Here is a 14346-nt window from a genome sequence, read left to right as displayed (position 1 = left end):
TTTTGGGGAGGTAGTACTATGAAAATCACAGATTTACTTACGAAAGATACCATTATATTAAACCTGGACGCCCGTTCGAAAGAGTCAGTGATCGACGAACTAATCGAACAGCTGGATGCTGCGGGCAAGTTAAATAATAAAGAAGAGTATAAGAAAGCGATTCTAGCACGTGAAAGCCAGAGCACAACAGGTATTGGTGAAGGCATCGCAATCCCGCATGCTAAAACAAATGCCGTCAGCCAGCCCGCAATCGCATTTGGCCGTTCTCAAGACGGTATTGATTATGAATCATTGGATGGTCAGAACGCTCATTTGTTCTTCATGATTGCAGCTTATGAAGGCGCAAACAATGATCACTTAGCCACCCTTTCAAGACTTTCAAGCTTTTTAATGGATACGGAATTCAGAAAAAAACTCGAAACCGCTGCAACAAAAGAAGAAATTCTGCAGGCTATTGATGCAAAAGAAAAAGAGATGCAAACAGAAGAAGACCCAATCGTATCCGCATCACGACAAAAGATCTTAGCGGTTACTGCCTGCCCGACAGGTATCGCCCACACATATATGGCTGCCGATTCTCTTAAAGCAAAAGCAAAGGAAATGGGCGTAAATCTAAAAGTTGAGACAAACGGTTCGAGTGGAATCAAGAATGGTCTTACAAAAAAAGATATTGAAGAAGCCGACGCGATCATTGTAGCAGCCGATAAACAGGTGGAAATGGACCGTTTTCACGGCAAGCATGTGATTCAGGTTCCCGTTGCTCAAGCGATCAGAAAACCTGAAGAACTTATTCAGCAAGCACTTGATCAAGATGCACCTGTTTATAAAAGCACAGGAACCTCTCGATCAGATGAAAAAAATAACACTTCAAAAAGTGGAAGATCAGGATTTTATAAGCATTTAATGAGCGGTGTATCAAACATGCTTCCATTCGTTGTCGGCGGTGGTATCTTGATCGCTATCTCATTCATTTTTGGAATTAAAGCCTTTGATCCTAATGATCCTTCCTATCATCCGATCGCTGAAGCATTGAATACGATTGGAGGCGGGAATGCTTTTGCATTAATGATTCCTGTTCTTGCGGGATTCATCGCGATGAGTATTGCGGACAGACCTGGTTTTGCTCCTGGTATGGTCGGCGGTTTCATGGCTGCAACAGGCGGAGCTGGATTTTTAGGCGGATTGATTGCTGGTTTCTTAGCTGGCTATCTCGTTCTTGGCTTAAAGAAAGCGTTCAGTACATTGCCAGATTCACTGGAAGGCATCAAGCCTGTTCTTCTTTATCCATTGTTCGGTATTTTACTGACTGGCCTTATTATGATGTACATTGTAATCGAACCTGTAAAAGCACTGAATGATGGGCTGACTGTTTGGCTGAAAGGAATGGGGACTGGGAACCTCGTATTGCTTGGATTGATCTTAGGCGGTATGATGGCAATCGATATGGGCGGTCCGATCAATAAAGCTGCCTTCACATTTGGAATCGCGATGATTGATGCTGGAAACTTCGCGCCTCATGCTGCCATTATGGCCGGCGGTATGGTACCGCCGCTTGGGCTTGCATTATCAACAACATTATTTAAAAAGAAGTATACGAAAGCTGAAAGAGAAGCCGGAAAGACAAACTACATCATGGGTGCTTCGTTTATTACGGAAGGAGCTATTCCCTTTGCAGCTGCCGATCCAGGACGTGTCATACCTGCAGCAATCGCAGGTTCAGCTGTGGCTGGGGCACTTTCCATGGTGTTTGGCATCGGTTTGCCAGCACCGCATGGCGGAGCATTCGTTATTCCGATCGTAAACGGCAACCCTCTGCTTTATGTATTAGCGATTTTAATAGGTGCAGCGGTTACCGCGTTTATCGCTGGACTTTTAAAGAAAGAAGTAAAAGAATAAAGAACAAAAAGAGGGTGTCCCATGGAAGGGAACCCTCTTTCATTATGTTGACCATTCTTTCATTTTGGTGGGGCTTTTACGGTACGTGTTCTTTTATCTATTACACGTTCGCCCAATAGCGATGGAGTTTCACCCGAACTCTTACAGTTTTACTATGGTACGTTGCGCCCCATCTATTTAAAGTTTCGCCCCGTGAAGCTTTATCTTCGCCCCAAGTTTGTTTTCGAGCTTACAATTCCCATATAAGAGCGTCAAAAATACAAAAATTTCATAAGAAGCTAAGAAAAAGACTCAAAAGGCTTCTTCCATAACCTGATGAGTCTCACTATTAATACTTTATGCAGCTTCATGTTCGCCTTTATCTGTTTGTGATTTCTTCTGGCCGATGCTCCAGCCTGTGTACGCGAGCAGCAATGTAAACATTGGTGATAACCATAGGAACAATGCGTATGGGATGTAGTCAATGACTGAGACTCCCAGTGTTGACGCGAAGAAAGCCCCACTCACACTCCAAGGTACGAGCGGATTCACGAGTGTTCCCCCATCTTCCACTGTTCGTGACAAGTTCTTTAATGGTACACCTGATTTTACGTATGCGTCTTTTAACGCCTGCCCCGGCAAAAGAATCGATAAGTACATCTCGCCTGCAAGCAAGTTTATTCCTACTGAAGAAGCTAATGTTGTTGCAATAAGCTTCCCTGCTTTTTGCGCAGTGTTTTTTACAGCACCAAACAATAGATCGAACAATCCAAGTGCTTGAATCACTCCGCCTAATCCTAATGCAATGAGTACAAGTGAAATCGACCACATCATCGACAATAATCCGCCTTTGTTTACGATGCTGTCTACTGTTGCGTTTCCGGTTTCCGTCTGTAAACCATTCTGCATAACGCTCATCACTTTTTGTACAGTCAGATCAGGCACTAGGAAAAATGAAACCGCAATGGATACGACCACACCTGCTAATAAAATTGGAATGATAGGAAGTTTTCTAAACGCTAAAACAAGTACAACAATCGGTGAAATAAGCGTTACTGCATGGATGGGAAATTCATTTGAAAGAACCGATTGAATCTGCTGAATTTCTTCAAAATTAGTGGCTCCTGTACCTTTTCCACCAAGAACAAAAAATGCTATTGCCGTTAGTATGAATGCGGGCACAGTTGTCCACATCATATGGCGAATGTGTTCGAACATGTTCACACCGACAACACCTGGTGCAAAGTTAGTGGAATCTGATAAAGGCGACATTTTATCTCCAAAGCATGCTCCCGAAACAACTGCTCCTGCTGCCAATGCCGGATTCACACCTAACACGTGTCCGATTCCCATTAGAGCGACTCCAACCGTACCAACAGTTGTAAAAGAACTTCCCGTAAACGATGAAACGATCACTGTAATAAGGAGTGCGCTGACAGCGAACCATTCTGGCTGAATGATATCCATACCGTAAAACAGCAGCGTTGGAACCGTTCCGCTTAACATCCAGCTAGCAATGACAAGACCAACGGTTAAGAGAATCATGATCGGCTGAAGACCAGCAATGATTCCGTTGAACATTCCCTTTTCGAGGGTTTTCCAGCTGGCTCCAAATAGTGCACCGACTGCAGACAGTAAAATTAAACAAGCGAGCAGCGGAATGTGCGGCTCTACTTTTATATAAACAAGACTCGTAAACATAACAGCAAAAATCGCAGCAAACAAAACGAGCGCTATCGGTAATGAGATCTGTTTTTTCATAATGATGTATCTCTCCGTTCATATGAATCATAATTTCACTTACATGCTTAAACGCTTTTATGCGTTGAAGTAAATGAGTAACTGTTTTACATACTAACGGACTTTACAGATGCTGTCAACACATTAAGAGTGGTAAATTAAAGTAAAGACTAGTATTGGAGGGTGTTCATTTGTATAAAATTCGAAGTTCGGTGAAGGCGTTAATCATACATAATCAGCACTTACTCACGATTGAAAAGCAAAGCGGTAATATTAAAAAATACATAATACCCGGCGGCGGGCAGGATTTTAATGAAACATTATCAGATGCAGTAGTCCGAGAATGCATGGAGGAACTTGGTGTGAAGGCTGTAACTGGCAGGCTTCTTTGGGTGCGAGAGTTTATTAGTAAAAATCACATTTCTGATCAGCCTATGGATAATCAGGGACACATTGTGGAGCATATTTTTGAAACTTGTTTGATGGAAATTCCAGAGAAATTTGAGCCAATGGAGCCGGATTCTACTCAAACAGGTGTTGTTTGGCTGCCGGTTGGCGAGCTTTCGGAGTATAACTTCTATCCCCAGGAGCTGATCCCGATGATTCAAGGGCTAAATAGCGGTAAAGGTAACTTTGAAGTGTATGTGGGAGATATTAATTAGTGGCTAGTTAAGATGAATCCAAAAGTTTTGCTGTTGAATCCACGAGTTTGTGGGGTGAATCCAAAAATTTTGCCCTTCAATCCAGAAATTTTAGGGGTTTATCCACGAGTTTACATTTGCCGACAAAGACCGACATGCCCGCACGCTATAAAACCAACAAAAAAAGGAGCGAGGCAATTTCCTCATCACTCCTTCTTCTATCTTCCCCGCCTCGCAAAATCCACAAAGCGAAACTTATCTAATCTGTGGCGGGATTCAGTATATTGAAAAAGACTCGCATCGTCTAAATACACATAGTTTTTAACAACGACGATGTGCTGAAATCCGTCTAGGTCCAGCAGATGTTTATCTTCTTCTGTACACTCAACGACTACGATTTCTTTTTTCGCAAAGCTGATTGTTAATCCTAGCTCTTTTTCTAAATACGCGTAAATTGATTTTTCACCGATTTCTTTCGACAGCTTCGGAATGTATTTTTTCAAAAAGAAATCCTTGTCCAAAATAATGGTTTCCCCATCAATCTGTCTGGAACGGATCACTTTCCAAACGAGATCATTCGAATCAGCCTGCAACTGCTGCTGTAAGAAACTGTCTGGTTCAATCAATCCAAACTCATGAACGGTCGTTACACTGCTTTTCCCCATCGTTTCTGACAGCTCTTGAAAGCTGACTAATCCTGAAACAGGAAAACTGAACTTGTTCGTCTCAAGGACGATCGAGCCTTTCCCCCGGATTTTTTGAATAAATCCATTTTGTGATAAAAGGTTCAACGCTTTTCTAACCGTTTCTCTTGATGTTTCGTAGCGATCTGCAAGCTCGTGTTCAGATGGAAGCTGGGTGTTAGCCGCTATAATACCTTCTGCAATTTGTGAAGAAAGTTCTTGATAGATTTCTTGAAATTTATTTTTTCGCATCATCATTCACCATGCTTATTGTAGCATTATTTTTGGCTGTTTTCGTTATTTAGTTGCTAGTAAGAAGTGGAGGTTGATTTCCGCTCCAATCAACTTGTCAACGAAGCGTATTCACAATTATTTTTTCAAGTGAAAAACAACTGATTCATAAGGTCTCATCGTAAATGAAGAAAAATCTTCTGGCTCAGAATCATAATTGCTTATCAGCACATACGCTTTATAGCCTTCAGCCACATTTTCTTCAGGCAAAGTGAACTTAGTTTCCTTGCCATAAAAATTATTAACAACAAGCAGTTTTTCGCCATTATCACCATTACGGAAATAAGCAAAAATTTCAGGGTGATCTTCTAAAATAAGCTCATAATCGCCATAAGTCATAATGTCCAGATCTTTTCTGAGCTTATTCAGTTTTTGATAATGATAAAAGACAGAATTCTCATCCTTTACAGCCGCTTCTGCATTAATTTCTTTATAGTTCTTCGCAACCGGAATCCAAGGCTCGCCTGATGTAAATCCGGCTTTCTCTTCATCGTTCCACTGAACAGGCGTACGCGAATTATCACGCGATTTATGCTTCAGAATTTCTAAAATCTGCTCTTCACTCAGTCCCTCTTCTTTTAAAAGCTTGAACATGTTCAAGGACTCCACATCGCGATACTGCTCGATCGAATCGAACTTCGGATTTGTCATACCGAACTCTTCACCTTGAAAGATGTAAGGCGTACCTTGCATCATATGGATTGTTGTCGCAAGCATTTTTGCTGATTCTACACGGTACTTTCCATCATTCCCATAACGGGATACGATTCTTGGCTGATCATGGTTGCACCAAAAGAGCGCATTCCATCCTCCGCCTTTATGCATCTCGACCTGCCATGTGGATAAGATTTCTTTAAGCTTCAAGAAATCAAAATCGGCAACACTCCACTTTTCACCGTTCGGATAATCCACTTTTAGGTGATGAAAGTTGAAAGTCATGCTTAACTCTTTACGTTCTGGATTCGTGTACTTTACACAATTATCGATCGTTGTGGATGACATTTCTCCTACGGTCAATACATCATACTTTGAGAAAACCTCTCTGTTCATTTCCTGCATATATTCGTGAACACGAGGTCCATCTGTGTAAAATTTACGCCCGTCACCAGGTGCCACTGATCCATCATCATCAGGAAACTCCTGATTTTTTGAGATTAGATTAATAACATCCAGACGGAAGCCATCAACACCCTTCTCAAACCAGAAGTTCATCATCTCGTATACCTTCTGTCGGACTTCTTCATTCTCCCAGTTTAGATCAGCCTGCGTCACGTCGAAGAGATGAAGATAATATTGTCCTGTCTCCTCATCTAATTTCCACGCAGAACCTCCGAATTTGGAAATCCAGTTTGTCGGTTCGCCGCCATCAGCAGGATCTTTCCAAATGTAAAAATCTCGATATGGATTGTCTTTAGAAGAACGTGACTGCTGAAACCAATCATGTTCGGTGCTCGTGTGGTTTACGACAATATCCATGATGATTTTCAAATCACGTTTGTGCGCTTCCTCAAGCAAACGGTCAAAGTCTTCCATCGTTCCATATTCATCAAAAATTTTATAATAATCACGGATGTCATATCCGTTATCACGCTGCGGAGAATCATAGATCGGAGTCAGCCATAATACATCGACCCCTAAGTTCTTCAGATAATCGAGCTTATCAATAATCCCCTGAATATCTCCGGTTCCGTTTCCAGTTGTATCGTTAAAGCTTTTCGGATAGATCTGATAGACAACTGATCGTTTCCACCATGGTTCGTTCTTCATTTTTTCACCGCCATAATTATTTTCGATAATGCTGTTTTCGTATTCTTTGTTGTTCTTGAAAGTGGTTGATCTCCGTTGAATGAGGTTAATTTCCGCTACAGGACTCGCTTTCTGCAGGGTGTGCGGTGAGCCCAATCGTCGCATAGCGACATGATCGGTCTCACCTGTCCCACTCATCCTGCAGGACAAGGAAGTCTGCGACAGCATTACATCGCACGAAGAAAATGTGAATTTCATTTTCGAGGAGTCTCGCCCTTCCTCTCCAATTAACCGTTTCAAAGATGTGCTCTTCAAAATCTCTCGGAGAACAATCTTCTTTTGAAAGCAGCTTTTTGAAAAGAGCCTTCTATAATGAATGAAAACAACCGGAAATCAAAGTTCATCCGGTTGTTTTGTTTTAATTGTTTTAGTTTACTTCTTTTCTTTTTTCAATTTCGCATAGAAATACGTCAGTACAAATGGCACGACGATTACGATTCCCATTCCGATAAAGAATGACCCCCAGCTTCCAGGAAGGATTGAAAGGAATCCAGGAATTCCGCCTACACCAATGGAAGATGCTTTTACGCCGGCGATTGTAATCACGATACCTGCGATTGCAGAACCGATCATCGCAAAGATAAATGGATATCTAAAGCGTAAGTTAACCCCGAACATCGCAGGTTCTGTGATTCCGAGATAAGCTGATAAAGCTGATGTTCCAGCTAAACCTTTAAGCTTCTCATCGCGTGAAGCAACGAACATGGCAAGTGCAGCTGAACCTTGAGCGATGTTTGATAATGCTAGCATCGGCCATAAGAACGTTCCGCCCGTATTTGAGATAAGCTGCAGATCGACAGCTAAGAACGTATGGTGCATTCCCGTCACAACGAGAAGTGCGTAAAATCCTCCGTAAATCAATCCGCCTAACCAAGCAAAGTTATCAAAAATAGATACGAAAAAGTCTGTCACAGCATTTCCGATCGAGAACGTAATTGGACCGATAACGATAAATGCTAAAAATCCTGTTACTAACAATGTGATTGGCGCAACTAACAACAGCTGCAGTGAATCAGGAATACGCTTTTTCAAAAAGAGTTCAATTTTAGCCAATACATAAGATGCGATCAAGACTGGCAATACTTGACCTTGATAACCGACTTTTTCAATCGGCAGACCAAACAGATTCCATGTCGGAATATCCTTTGTTTTACCGTAGTCCCAAGCATTTAAAAGATCTGGATGGACGAGCATCAGACCAAGTACGATACCAAGCAAAGGACTTCCGCCAAATTTCTTAACGGCTGACCATCCGATTAAACCAGGCAGGAACACGAAAGCAGTATTTGCGATCAGGTTAATGATTCCGGCGAGATCTGCCCAGTTTTTATGAACATCAATAAAAGATTTTTCATCATAAAAAATTCCCGGCCCAGTCAGAATGTTGTTGATACCCATCAATAGACCTGCAGTAACGATGGCAGGAAGGATCGGAATAAAAATATCCGCTAATGCTTTGATCGCTCGTTGAAGCGGATTCAATTTCTTGCTTGCTTCATCTTTAATGTCTTCCTTTGAAGCCCGTCCTGTACCAGTGATGTCGATAAATTCGTTGTACACTTTATCAACGGTTCCTTGTCCGATCACGACTTGATACTGGCCGTTTGCTGAGAATGATCCTTTAACGAGATCAATATCTTCAAGTGCTTTCTCATCTACTTTCCCTTCGTCTTTCAATGCGAGGCGAAGCCGTGTGACACAGTGTGTAGCTGCAGATATATTATCTTTACCGCCGAGAGCCTCGACGATTTGTTCAGCTGTTTCGCGGATTTTGCTCATTAATGTTCCCTCCTAGAAACCGTTTCCATTTATGCTGATAAAAAAGGACTTATCGTTTCTATACCCTTAATTATCATGTGATGAAAACTATTACTTTAATCAAACTGCTGCATGAAGCGTTTCCAAAGAATCATAAAACTTGTATATACATATTACAAAAAACAATTTAACCTGTATATACAAATAAGTCAACTCTTTCGCTTGATTGGTGTTATTTACTAATAAACGCAACTTTTCCTTTTCCCATTTTCTTTTGATATAATCTGTTACAGAAGCAGAAACGAACTGAAAAGGAGATCATAGAATGTCACCTAAAAAAGCACTTACTATTGCAGGCTCTGATACTAGCGGCGGAGCAGGTATTCAAGCAGATTTAAAAACGTTCCAGGAGCTTGGCGTTTACGGTATGACAGCACTTAACGTTGTAGTCGCTCAAGATCCGCATCGCGACTGGTTCCATGAAGTATTTTTACTTCCGGTTGATATGTTTAAAAAGCAACTGGAAACTGTCGTATCAGGAATTGGAGTGGACGCATTAAAAACAGGTATGCTTGCCTCTGTGGAAGCAATTCAAATAACAGCTGATCTCATTGACAAGCATACTCTTCAAAACGTAGTAATTGATCCAGTAATGGTTTGTAAGGGAGCAGAACCATTGCACCCTGAACTGGCAAGCACACTGCAGAACGTCCTTGTACCAAAAGCAACCGTTGTTACTCCTAACCTTTTTGAAGCAGCTCAACTTGCTGGCATGGAACCAATCACAACGGTTGAACAGATGATGGAAGCAGCTCACAAGATTCAATCAAACGGTGCAAAATACGTTATCGTAAAAGGCGGCGGCAAGCTGGATCACGAAAGTGCAGTAGATGTTTTATATGATGGAGACGAGTTCGAAGTATTAGAATCAGAAAGAATTGAAACAACGTGGACGCATGGAGCAGGATGCACGTTCTCAGCTGCAATCACAGCTGAACTTGCAAAAGGAAAGCCTGCCCGTGAAGCGATTCTTACTGCAAAAGATTTTATTACAGAAGCAATCGCATCAGGTTTTGAACTTAATCAATATGTAGGACCAACATGGCACGGAGCATACCGCGATAAACTAAATAAGTAATACTTTTATAGATGAGCCGGTTTGATAAAATCGGCTCTCTTTTTTATGGCAGGCATATCATACACGATTTCTGCTGTTTTGAATTATAATAAGTACATCTATCATAAGCAGGAGTGTGAAGTATGCAGCCTATTCAAGCTAATGACGTCCAGAACGCACTGGATCAACTTATCGGTAAAGACCTTTACTTGCATTTGGAAACGACAAATGGCGCTTATGCCAATCACAATAATGAATCAGTACTTACTGTTAATGCATATATCCGAAACGGAAAAGTAACACCTTTGTCTGGAAAGATCATGGGAATCGGTCCTTTTCGTGTCGGTTTAAAGATTGAACTTGGCTGGATCTATGCAGAAGGATTAACACATTGGGAAATCGACTCAGAAGGAAGGCTTCTTCTTGCGGGTCACGATCAGGAAGGCCGTCTGGCTGTCGCTCTTCAGCTCAGTTCTTCCCCATTTGATGTATAAAGGAGGTTATCATTCATGAACGATCACTTATTAGTCATCTTTCCTCATCCGGATGATGAAGCTTTTGGAGTATCAGGGACAATTGCCAAACATACGAAAAAGGGTTCACCCGTTACTTATATTTGCCTTACTCTAGGCCAGATGGGAAGAAACATGGGAAATCCGCCTTTCGCAACCCGTGAATCCCTCCCTCTTATCCGTCAAAAAGAATTGGAGAATGCTTGTGCGGCAGTTGGCATTGAAGATCTGCGTCAATTTGGACTTCGCGATAAGACGATCGAGTTTGAAGACGAACAGCTTCTCGCTGAACAATTTTTATCTGTCATTGATGAAGTGAAGCCAGCAACGATTATTACCTTTTATCCAGGATACAGTGTGCACCCCGATCATGAAGCAACGGGAAGAGCCGTAGTGCGTGCGGTTAAGAGCATGGATGAGTCGGCGCGGCCAGAGCTTTTATGTGTGGCTTTTGCCAGGAATTCTGAAGAAAACCTTGGTGCACCTCACATCGTTACAGATGTTTCTGATGTTTTTGAAGATAAAATGAACTGCATCAAAGCGCATCGCTCCCAGACGCAATGGCTTGTTAATAGCGTAGAAAAAGATCCTGCGATGCTCGAATGGGTTCAAAAAGAAAGATTTTGGCGGTATCCGTTATAATTTTTAAGTCTTAGAATTCGTTGCCTTGCTGGGCTTTCGGATTCTTTTTTATACTTAATAACTTGAATTTTCAAAAAAATGTACAAATCCATGTGGCATTTTTCTCCTATTGTGGTATACTAAATGTAACAAATCGTTCACATTTTAGACGCTAATTTGTCAAAATTGTAAGCGTGTACACTACTTCAAGGGGTTGATATGTAATGGATGTTTTTATGGTTTATTTGTTTGTAGCAACTGCGACACCTCTATTCTTGTGGCATGATAGCCGTAAGCTCGCACTTGCACAGATACCGTTTATCGCCCTGTTATGGACTTACGTTGGATTATTTATGGCATATGACAGTTTAAGCCTGTTTGTTCATAGTTTCTTTATAACGGTATTCATTGCAAACGTCGTTTTTGCTCATTATGCAGCATACGTTGTTTGGGGCCGTCCATACTTGGCGAAACGCAAAATGGAAAAAGAATATTGAGATAAAACATTGCTCCCCTCTATCATTTAGAGGGGTTTTTGCATTTATTGGTAAATTAAACCTGAAAATTTCACTGTATACCGCGGCTCATCACCTTGTCATCTCCCCTCACCCTCTATAGCGTATATATCACTCTTTTCTTCGATTTTCTTCACTTTTTGCCCGTATTCTACACTATCTCACCAAACCCTGTTGTCATAAAATCTGACCATGTTATACTCAGTAACGTTGAATTTTTGACCGGACAAGTAAAATAAAAAATACAAAAAACTAACTAACAAAACAGGAGTGATTAACAACAAATATGGATTTTAATGAAACAAAAAATAAACGTATTGTAATTAAGATTGGTTCCAGCTCATTGACGAGCGGACTTGGTGATATTAGCAGACGTAAGTTAGAGCGTCTTGTAGATGAAGTCGTTAAATTAAAAGATGAAGGACACGAAGTATTGCTGGTTTCTTCCGGCGCTGTTGCAGCAGGCTACCGAAGATTAGGATGCTTAAACCGTCCAACTACCTTATCTGAAAAACAAGCAGCTGCTTCAATCGGGCAAGGTCTTCTCATGGAAGCTTATTCCGAAAGATTTGTGTCTCATGGATATACAGCTTCACAAATCTTGATCACAAGAAGTGACTTCTCTGACCGCAATCGTTATCACAATGCACGAAATACAATAAATGTTCTATTAGACCGCGGCATCATTCCAATCGTGAATGAAAATGATACGGTAACAGTTGAACGATTAAAGTTTGGAGATAACGATACACTTTCTGCAAAAGTGGCAGGACTTGTAGATGCGGATCAACTGATTATCCTTTCAGATATTGACGGTCTATATACGGAAGACCCAAGAAAAAATCCGGAAGCTAAGCTTTTAACGAAAGTGAGCGAAATCACACCAGAAATTGAGGAATCCGCTGGCGAACCCGGCAGTGCTGTCGGCACAGGCGGAATGCGTTCTAAAATTGATGCAGTCAAGATTGCAATGGCTTCAGGCATCTCATCATTCCTTGGTAACGCAACAGCAAATGACATCATTCATAAAGCAGTAACAGGAGACGCACGAGGGACTTATTTTGTTCCTAAAAAGAACGAATTCAACCTGGATACAAAATTGCAATGGATTGCGTTCCATTCAGGTCCTGAAGGCGAAATTGTCGTAACCAATAAAGCGAAAGAAGGAATCGATGACCTTAAGAGCCTTTATCCTACTGGAATTCATTACGTAAGTGGACACTTTAAAAAAGGTTCTGTCGTCCGCATCAAAGACCTTGATGGCAATGAAGTTGGACTAGGTGTTTCTAATTATTCATCGAAACAGCTCATTAAAATCAAAGGCTTCTCAACAGACGAACTTGAAGACGTTGGTCCAGAAGAAGCGATCAACAATGATGATTTAGTGTGTCACACACGTTTAGCAGTACCGATTCACTAAGATTTTTTGATGAAAATTAAACAAACGTTTAAAAATTACAAGGAGGCGTTGGATGAGTACTTTTAATAGTACAACCAAACCATTGAATGTAAAAGACCAGGCAAAGCTGGCACAGAAAGCTTCTAAAAAGCTTGCCTTACTGACTGAAAAAGAGAAAAACGAAGCTTTATTAGTAATCGCAGATGTTTTAGAAAAAGAATCGGATTTCATTTTAAACGAGAACAAAAAGGATTTAGTTAATGGTGAAGAAAAAGGTTTTTCAGACGCCCTTATGGACCGTCTGCGTCTAACTTCTGCCCGTGTTAAAGAATTCGCTGACGGCCTTCGTGAAGTGGTTGAACTTCAGGATCCTGTCGGAGAAATTTTATCAGGATGGACTTTAGATAACGGGTTAAAAGTAGAACAAGTCCGAGTTCCATTAGGTGTAATCGGAATGATTTATGAAGCACGTCCGAATGTAACCGTTGATGCTACTGGATTAGCACTTAAATCGGGGAATGCTATCGTATTGAAAGGCGGATCGAACGCGATTCATTCCAACTCCGCAATTGTATCTGTGATTCATAAAGCATTAGCTGATACAAAGATCCCTGAAGATGCTGTACAGTTCATCGCTTCAACAGACCGCGAAGCTGCCGGACAGTTATTTACGATGAAAGAGCACATTGACGTGTTGATTCCTCGAGGCGGTGGAACGCTGATCCAGACAGTGGTTGAGAATGCAACAGTACCTGTGCTCGAAACAGGTGTCGGTAACTGCCACATCTATGTCGATCAATTTGCAGACGTTGAAAAAGCACTGGAAATTTTAGAGAATGCAAAAACAGACCGCCCTGCCGTGTGTAATGCAGCCGAAACGTTTATCTTTCATGAAGCATGGTTGGAAAAGAACAAAGATCGTGTTGCAGCTTTATTTGATAAGCATGGTATTGAAGTTCATGGTGACGAAAATGCTGGTGAGATACTGCCAGACGTTATTCCAGCTACTGAGAAAGACTGGGCTGAAGAATATTTAAGCCTGGCTGTAGCTGTGAAAGTAATTGGATCAGTTGAAGAAGCTGTGGCTCACATTGAGCGTTATGGCACGAAGCACTCTGAAGCTGTGGTGACAGAAGACGCTGAGACAGCGCTGACGTTCTTGAATGCCGTTGATGCAGCTGCCGTATACCATAATGCTTCAACACGCTTCACAGACGGCTCAGCGCTTGGATTTGGAGCTGAGATCGGAATCTCGACACAAAAGCTTCATGCCCGCGGGCCGATGGGGTTACCTGCACTGACTACGATTAAATATCGTATGACTGGTGATGGGCAGATTAGGTAATATAAGCTACATTTTGTATAAGCAGTCTCGCATTTGCGGGCCT

General features: G+C 41.6%; 12 protein-coding genes. 8 read left to right on the top strand and 4 right to left on the bottom strand.

Annotated features, from left to right (window positions below):
• The first annotated feature begins 18 nt into the window (after positions 1–18).
• Positions 19–1896, top strand: coding sequence for a PTS fructose transporter subunit IIABC (locus ABE41_RS02155; RefSeq protein WP_066286062.1), 1878 nt, complete (start codon positions 19–21; stop codon positions 1894–1896).
• 336 nt (positions 1897–2232) lie between these two features.
• Here ABE41_RS02155 and nhaC read toward each other — a convergent pair whose 3' ends face one another.
• A complete protein-coding gene (gene nhaC / locus ABE41_RS02150; protein WP_066286058.1) occupies positions 2233–3636 on the bottom strand; it encodes a Na+/H+ antiporter NhaC in 1404 nt (467 codons plus the stop codon).
• A 170-nt stretch (positions 3637–3806) separates the two neighbouring features.
• Here nhaC and ABE41_RS02145 point away from each other — a divergent pair, with 170 nt between their 5' ends.
• Positions 3807–4277 carry an NUDIX domain-containing protein gene (locus ABE41_RS02145; protein ID WP_066286056.1) on the top strand — a complete coding sequence of 157 codons (471 nt, stop codon included), beginning with the start codon at positions 3807–3809 and terminating at the stop codon, positions 4275–4277.
• A 197-nt stretch (positions 4278–4474) separates the two neighbouring features.
• Here ABE41_RS02145 and treR read toward each other — a convergent pair whose 3' ends face one another.
• The 3 genes from treR to treP all read right to left on the bottom strand — a co-directional run bounded on the left by treR (position 4475) and on the right by treP (position 8815).
• The gene (gene treR / locus ABE41_RS02140; RefSeq protein WP_066286054.1) at positions 4475–5191 is read right to left on the bottom strand and encodes a trehalose operon repressor; all 717 of its coding nucleotides are present in this window, start codon (positions 5189–5191) and stop codon (positions 4475–4477) included.
• Positions 5192–5308: 117 nt separating this feature from the next.
• The gene (gene treC, locus ABE41_RS02135; protein ID WP_066294521.1) at positions 5309–6997 is read right to left on the bottom strand and encodes an alpha,alpha-phosphotrehalase; all 1689 of its coding nucleotides are present in this window, start codon (positions 6995–6997) and stop codon (positions 5309–5311) included.
• 411 nt (positions 6998–7408) lie between these two features.
• Entirely contained in the window at positions 7409–8815 is a 1407-nt protein-coding gene (gene treP / locus ABE41_RS02130) for a PTS system trehalose-specific EIIBC component (protein WP_066286052.1), read from the bottom strand.
• 304 nt (positions 8816–9119) lie between these two features.
• On the opposite strand from treP, the gene pdxK reads away from it, so the two are divergent.
• From pdxK to ABE41_RS02100, 6 genes are all read left to right on the top strand, one after another.
• Positions 9120–9932 carry a pyridoxine/pyridoxal/pyridoxamine kinase gene (gene pdxK / locus ABE41_RS02125; protein WP_066286051.1) on the top strand — a complete coding sequence of 271 codons (813 nt, stop codon included), beginning with the start codon at positions 9120–9122 and terminating at the stop codon, positions 9930–9932.
• 122 nt (positions 9933–10054) lie between these two features.
• Positions 10055–10405, top strand: a complete 351-nt coding sequence (locus ABE41_RS02120) for a YojF family protein (RefSeq protein ID WP_066286050.1) — start codon at positions 10055–10057, stop codon at positions 10403–10405.
• Positions 10406–10420: 15 nt separating this feature from the next.
• Positions 10421–11065 (top strand): bacillithiol biosynthesis deacetylase BshB2, encoded by a 645-nt coding sequence (gene bshB2 / locus ABE41_RS02115; protein WP_066286048.1) that lies wholly within the window; start codon positions 10421–10423, stop codon positions 11063–11065.
• Positions 11066–11268: 203 nt separating this feature from the next.
• On the top strand, positions 11269–11541 hold the full coding sequence (locus ABE41_RS02110) for a spore morphogenesis/germination protein YwcE (RefSeq protein ID WP_066286041.1): 273 nt from the start codon (positions 11269–11271) through the stop codon (positions 11539–11541).
• 304 nt (positions 11542–11845) lie between these two features.
• Positions 11846–12979: a glutamate 5-kinase gene (gene proB / locus ABE41_RS02105; RefSeq protein WP_066286039.1), complete on the top strand. Its 1134-nt coding sequence runs from the start codon at positions 11846–11848 to the stop codon at positions 12977–12979.
• A 52-nt stretch (positions 12980–13031) separates the two neighbouring features.
• Positions 13032–14303, top strand: coding sequence for a glutamate-5-semialdehyde dehydrogenase (locus ABE41_RS02100; RefSeq protein ID WP_066286036.1), 1272 nt, complete (start codon positions 13032–13034; stop codon positions 14301–14303).
• The last annotated feature ends 43 nt before the right edge of the window (positions 14304–14346 follow it).

It is taken from the genome of Fictibacillus arsenicus (genome assembly GCF_001642935.1).
Classification (GTDB): Bacteria; Bacillota; Bacilli; order Bacillales; family Fictibacillaceae; genus Fictibacillus; species Fictibacillus arsenicus_B.
Note: the sequence above shows the minus strand (reverse complement) of the source record. Positions and strands in the feature narration are given on the sequence as shown.